The organism is Roseomonas sp. BN140053 (assembly GCF_047690175.1).
Classification (GTDB): Bacteria; Pseudomonadota; Alphaproteobacteria; order Acetobacterales; family Acetobacteraceae; genus Roseomonas.
The window spans coordinates 91,008-97,053 of the sequence record NZ_JBLLEB010000016.1; the positions used below are offsets into that span (position 1 = coordinate 91,008).

Sequence of the window (6,046 nt, forward strand, 5' to 3'; positions counted from 1 at the left end):
GCGGCGTAGCAGGCTCCCGCCCGCCACGAGGCCGGCAACCCCGGGCCAGGGACGCCGGGACGCCAGCAGCCGGGAAGCGCGGGGGCGGCAGGCACTTCAACCGCCGCTCTGCGACGTCCCGGCCCGTGGCGAAGGCCGCCTGCCCCCGGCCGCCGCGGGTGCGTCGCGGCCGGGAAGCGCCGAGGCTTACTTCAGATGCGCCGCGAGGTGCTTGTTCATCTCGAACATCGTCACCTTGTCCTTGCCGAACACCTTCTTGAGCTTGTCGTCGGCCAGGATCTCGCGCCCGTCATCCGGGTTCTGCAGCTTGTGGGACTTGATGTACTCCCACACCTTGCTGACCACCTCGCCGCGCGCGAGCTTGCCTTCGCCCACCACGGCGGCCAGTTCCTCGGACGGCTGCAGGGGCTGCTGCAGCGCGTTGGGCTTGTTGCCGGCGGCCGGCTTGGCGACCTTGGTGCCCTTGGGCGGAGCTTCCTTCTTGGCCTTCTTCGCGGGCTCGCCGGCCTCGGGCGCCTGGTCTCCGGCTGTCTTCTCGGACTTCTTGGTGGGCATCGACACACTCCAGGTCGGGATCGCTCGCGGTTTGCTGAGCTGTTGCGATGGAAGCTGAGGCGCAACGGGAGGGGCAGCCGGGAGTTTCCGGCCCCGTCCCCCGTGGCAGGGCACCGGCCATCCCGCGGAAAGGCAGGCCGGAGATGCGACTCGGGGCTGGCATCCCCTCGAACATCGGGAGCAGCTTCATCAAGACCGGGGCGGGCCGCAACGGGTGCGCATGGCCCGGCGACGAAACGCCGCGGGGCTGCGTCGCGGCGGACACTGTTTCCCCCCGGTTGCGCCGGACCGGCGGAGGTGGTGTCTGGGCCTTGCCGCACCGCACCACGGCATCCGCCGCCCGCTTCCCGCCACCCCGCGCCACGCCGTTTTTCTCCCCGATCGAGCAGCGATGAACAGCACCAACCGGCCCCTGCCCGCCGCCGATGACGGCCTGCCCATGCCCGCCCGGCTCTGGGCGGTGGTGGCCGTGCTGCTCGGCTCTTTTCTGGGCACGCTGGACAGTTCCATCGCCAACATCGCCCTGCCCAGCATCGCCGCCGACCTCGGCAGCACGCCCGCGGCCGCGGTCTGGGTGGTGAACGGCTACCAGCTCGCCACCGCCGTGGCGCTGTTGCCGCTAGCCGCGCTGGGCGAGCGCTTCGGGGCCAAGCCGCTCTACCTGGTGGGCACGCTGATCTTCACCCTGGCCTCGCTGCTCTGCGCCCTGGCGCCCGATCTCGGCTGGCTGGTGGCGGCGCGCGTGCTGCAGGGGCTGGGCGGCGCCTGTGCCTCCGTGGTGGGCGGGGTGCTGATGCGGGCGGTGTTTCCGGCCCGAATGCTCGGCCGCGGCATCGCGCTGTTCGGCCTGACGGTGGCGGTGTCCACCGCCGTGGGCCCCAGCGTGGCGGCCGGCATCCTGCTGGTGGCGGACTGGCGCTGGCTGTTCGCCGTGAACCTGCCGCTGGGCATCGTGGCGCTGCTGATGGCGCAGCACTTCCTGCCCGCCAGCACGCCGCAGCACCGGCCCTTCGACACGCTGGGCACGCTGTTCAACGCCGCCGGCATCGTGCTGCTGGTGCTGGGCGTGGATGCGCTGGGCCATGCCCCCGCCCTGGGCCTGGCCGAAGTTGCCGCCGGGCTGGCGATCCTGGCCCTGCTGCTGCGGCAGCAGCGGGCGCAACCGCACCCGCTGGTGCCGATGGATCTGCTGCGGATCCCGCTCTTCTCGCTCTCCGTGGTGACCTCGATCTGCTCCTACACGGCGCAAACCGTGGCCTACGTGTCCCTGCCCTTCTTTCTGCAGCACGGGCTGGGCTACGACGCCGTGCGCACGGGGCTGCTGATCACCCCCTGGCCGCTGGTGATCGTGCTGGCGGCGCCACTCTCCGGCTACCTGTCCGACCGCTACCCCGCCGGCATCCTCAGCAGCATCGGGCTGGGCTGCCTGGCCGCGGGGCTGCTGGCGCTGGCGCTGCTGCCGGCCGCCCCGGCGGACTGGGACATCGTGTGGCGGATGGTGCTCTGCGGGGTCGGCTTCGGCTTCTTCCAGACGCCCAACAACCGCGCCATCCTGACCTCCGGCCCGCCCTCCCGCACCGGGGCGGCCAATGGCATGATGGCCCAGGCCCGGCTGCTCGGCACCACGCTGGGGGCGGCGGTGGTGGCGCTGGGCTTCGGCCTGTTCGGCAGCGATGGCGCCACCGTGCCGCTGCTGCTGGCGGCCGCAGCCTTTGCCGCCGGCGGCGCTGCCGCCAGCTTGGGGCGGCTGGCAGCCTGAGCCCGGGGCACCCCGCCCGCAGCCCTGAACTTGCCATGAGACATCTCAGCTTACGGAGATGCGATCTCCGTTGCGGCGCCCGCACCGCGTCGCGGCGTCCCCGCTTTGCCTGGCGCGACGACGTGATCGGCCCGATGCTCCGCGGCCGCCGGCGGGAGGTCTGACGAGGCCTGCCGTATGGTCCCGGCAGGAGCAAGGACGGGCGCGGCGCGAGAGGCCGTGTTTCACTCGGCGTCGGGTAGCACCGAGGAGCACCGACGGCCCTCGCGCGCCCTCGCCGCCTCGGACCATCCTGAACGGCCATGCGGCCTCAGGCGATGCGGCGGACCTCGTCCCAGACCCGCAGCGGAGCGGGGTTCCAGGGCTCCATCGGTCCGCGCCGCTCGAAGGCTTCCAGGAACGCGGTCGGCTCATGCATGGGCATGTCGAGCAGGTCCGCCATGCCGTACTGCCACCACCGCGTCGCCTTGAGGCGCTGCCTGACTCCCTCCGGGAATCGGTGGCGGATGTGCTTGGCCGGATTGCCGCCCATGATCGAGAAATCCTCGACCGATTTGCTGACGAGCGCCTGGGTGCCGATGGCGGCACCATCGCCCACCACCACGCCGTTGAGAAAGGTGACGTCCTGGCCGACCCAGACGTCGTTTCCCAGGACCGGCGGCGGCTTGTCGGGATAGATGTAGGTCGCGGTGTGCGGCCGGGTCCTCCCCGCATCCGCCCAGGCCGCGCTGACGTTGGAGCTGCGCCCGAAGTAGAAGGCGGTGCTGGTGCTGACGGCCTCGATCGGGTGACGCGCCCCCGGCCAGTTTATCCTTCCACCCAGGGAGCAGTACCGCCCGATGGTCAGTGCCGGGTGCAGCGCCGAGTTCGAGTAGCTGAGCGCACCCATGCTGCACAGCACCTCCCCCTGGAAGATGCCGACATAAGGTTCGATGCTGCAATCACGTTGGAACCACACGACGTTGCGGTCCGAGAAACGGTCCAGGTTGATGTCCATGGCCGTGAAGATCTTGTGGTCCCGAAGCATGTCCCGGAAGGGCTTCAGCGTTCGTACCCACACGTGGTGATCCGTCTCCCTTTCGATCACGCTCTGCCTCCGGCGCCCCGCCCTCAGTGTCGCGCAGGAAGCTGACAGCGGCGATCCCCCGGCGCAATCCGCCGGGCCGCGCGCCGCAGCCCCCGTTGGCGGAATGGATCGAGGTTCCGCAACGCTGGGCTCATCGGAAGCGCCCGGCCTCACATGCGGGAGAAACGTCGCCCTGCCCGCCAAGTGCCCATGCAGCTCGGTCAGGCTGCGGGGTGCGTGGCTCGCCGAGGCCAGCAGGCCGAAGCCCGGACATGCTGAAGTTTCGATTGAACATTGGGAAAGTGGCGGAGGGGATGTCCGCCTAAGTGGCGTCCGGGGGTGTTCGCCGCTGTCCAGAAAGTCCTTTGCTTCGGAGGGTTTTAGCAACCTCAGCGTCCGCCGGTGTCTGTCCACGTTCAGGGCAAACCGGGTACGCTGCGGGGGTTGGCGCGGGGGTTGAGAGACCGCGCTTCTTCGTGGGTAGGGCGGACGATGGCACCCTCAGCAGGAAGATTGTCGGCACGTGGCGTCGAAGCCCTGAGCAAGCCGGGACGCTACCCGGACGGGGGTGGGCTTTACCTGCAGGTCTCCCCTGCCGGCACCAAGGCGTGGATCTTCCGCTACTCCATGGCAGGGCTGCTGACCGCCAACGGGAAGCGCGGCGAACGGCAGATGGGGCTCGGTCCCTATGGGGAACGGGCTCCCGGTGTGACCCTGGCCGAGGCTCGCCGGAAGGCTGCTGCCGCGACACAGCGGCTGCGTGAGGGGCAGGACCCTATGGAGGCCCGCGACACCGCCCGGACCGCCGACGCCGAAGCCCGCGCCAAGGTCGCGGCCAACAGCTTCCAGGCCGTGGCCGACCGCTACATGGACACGCACCTGCAGGGGCTCTCCAACCCCAAGCACAGGGCGCAGTGGCGCAGCACCCTGGCCACCTACGCTTATCCGTCCCTCGGCAGTCGCCCGGTCGCCAGCATCACCCGCATGGAGGTGGCCGATGCCCTGCGGCCGATTTGGAACACCAAGCGCGAGACCGCCCAGCGCGTGGTGCAGCGGATGGACCGGGTGTTTCGCTACGCCAAGGCGGCAGGGCTGCGGGACGGCGACAACCCAGCCTCCATGCGCGACGGCCTTTCCGCGCTGCTGACGGCTGGCGTTCCTGGCGGGATCAAGGGTAGGCGCCACCACCCGGCCCTTCCCTGGCAACAGGTGCCGGCCTTCATGGTGGCTCTCAGGGGTAAGGAAGGCCTGGCCGCCCGCGCCCTGGAACTGGCGATCCTGACAGCCGCCCGAACCGGCGAGGTGATTGGAGCGCGCTGGGCCGAGATGGACCTGGACGCGGGAACCTGGACCGTGCCGGCCGAGCGGATGAAGGCCAAGCGCCCACACCGGAAGCCCCTCACCCCAGCTGCGGTGGCACTGCTGCGCACCCTGGCGCCCACGGGCCAGGAGGAGGGCTCCCAGGCCTTCGTTTTCCCGGGCGTAAAGAGGGGGAAGCCCCTGTCCAACATGGCCATGGCTATGCTGATTCGCGGGATGAGCGAGGGAGAGCCGGACCAGCCGCCGCGTTGGCGGGATGCGAAGGGAGACGCCGTCACCCGGCACGGCTTCCGCAGCACCTTCCGGGACTGGGCGGGAGAGACGGGGCAGCCTGTGGATCTGGCCGAGGCGGCGCTAGCGCATGTGGTCCGCGACAAGACCGAAGCGGCCTATGCCCGGAGCGATCTCTTCGACCGGCGCCGGACCATGATGGAGGCATGGGAGGCTTGGTGCGCGACCCCTGCCCTTCCCGCGAACGTGTCGCGGCTGCGGCGGGCAAGGGAGGCGTAGCCGCCCACCGGTCGCCCGGAAGACGGTGCAGCACCGGCTACACGTCAAATCCGGTCGGACAGGTCGGACAGGTCGGGCAGCCCGCGGAAAACTGCCAAAAACCGCTGTCCGACCTCGCGCAAACCAGGTCGGACAGGTCGGACAGGGGCGGGCTTACGGGCGGAGGGGGGGCTGGCGCACGAGACGGCGAACCCGGTGAGGGCGGCCTGTCGCGGGTCCGACATGCTGGAGCAACGCCGGCCGCTGATTGAGGCCTTGGGGCAGTTCTGCAGCGGGATGGGAGCACCAACGCGCCGGCGGAGGGGTGCCCCGAAAGGTGCTTAGACTCCTCCTCTACCCCTTCTTTTCCCTGGGAGGGGGCTTCAGACCGCCACAACGCCACAACCCAGAACTTACCTAGGTTTTTGCCGTTTTCGTTCCGCAACAGGATTTTCGGTGTGGCGCTTCGAAATCGGGCTGTAACCCGCAGAAAACTTGGCTTGTGGTGTTGTGTCGGTTTGGAAGTGAGTGGAGGGCTGCTGCCGAACTGGCGGCGGCCCTCGCTCGCTACACCGGCTTCTGAGAAGTGGCTCAGCTCTCCTTCGGCCCGCTACTCGACATCCTGACAGGCATCCGAAATGGCGCCGTCACCTTCGGATGTCCTGCGCCCACGAGGTTTGCGGGATTTCGAAATACGTTCGAGCATATCGGCTGCGTACGAGCCGGCTTCCCAAACATGCGGAGTATCTGCCGGCAGGCCATCAAGGTCTCGGGCTGCGTCGGAGGTTTTGGCCACGAACACGAGCATGGCGGCAACCTCCGCCAGGTCGCTCTTGGGGAGGCGCGCCGCTATGGCA

5 protein-coding genes are annotated in these 6,046 nt (G+C 69.6%); 2 read left to right on the forward strand and 3 right to left on the reverse strand.

Translation table 11 applies throughout. The annotated features are described in order from the left end of the window. Positions 1-186 precede the first annotated feature (186 nt). Entirely contained in the window at positions 187-555 is a 369-nt protein-coding gene (locus ACLIBK_RS15620) for an SWIB/MDM2 domain-containing protein (protein ID WP_415388204.1), read from the reverse strand. A 391-nt stretch (positions 556-946) separates the two neighbouring features. Here ACLIBK_RS15620 and ACLIBK_RS15625 point away from each other — a divergent pair, with 391 nt between their 5' ends. Further along, positions 947-2,314, forward strand: coding sequence for an MFS transporter (locus ACLIBK_RS15625; protein ID WP_415388205.1), 1,368 nt, complete (start codon positions 947-949; stop codon positions 2,312-2,314). A gap of 310 nt (positions 2,315-2,624) precedes the next feature. Here ACLIBK_RS15625 and ACLIBK_RS15630 read toward each other — a convergent pair whose 3' ends face one another. Further along, the gene (locus ACLIBK_RS15630; RefSeq protein ID WP_415388206.1) at positions 2,625-3,401 is read right to left on the reverse strand and encodes a CatB-related O-acetyltransferase; all 777 of its coding nucleotides are present in this window, start codon (positions 3,399-3,401) and stop codon (positions 2,625-2,627) included. A 492-nt stretch (positions 3,402-3,893) separates the two neighbouring features. Here ACLIBK_RS15630 and ACLIBK_RS15635 point away from each other — a divergent pair, with 492 nt between their 5' ends. Beyond that, on the forward strand, positions 3,894-5,210 hold the full coding sequence (locus ACLIBK_RS15635) for a tyrosine-type recombinase/integrase (RefSeq protein WP_415388207.1): 1,317 nt from the start codon (positions 3,894-3,896) through the stop codon (positions 5,208-5,210). A 589-nt stretch (positions 5,211-5,799) separates the two neighbouring features. Here the strand turns inward: ACLIBK_RS15635 and ACLIBK_RS15640 are convergent. Beyond that, positions 5,800-6,046, reverse strand: a 247-nt coding sequence (locus tag ACLIBK_RS15640) for a hypothetical protein (protein ID WP_415388208.1), incomplete at its 5' end; no start/stop codon positions are given.

What these genes read in the sequence shown, in the direction of transcription:
- ACLIBK_RS15620 (WP_415388204.1), bottom strand. Translation starts at nt 555, where the DNA reads ATGCCCACCAAGAAGTCCGAGAAGACAGCCGGAGACCAGGCGCCCGAG.
- ACLIBK_RS15625 (WP_415388205.1), top strand. Translation starts at nt 947, where the DNA reads ATGAACAGCACCAACCGGCCCCTGCCCGCCGCCGATGACGGCCTGCCC.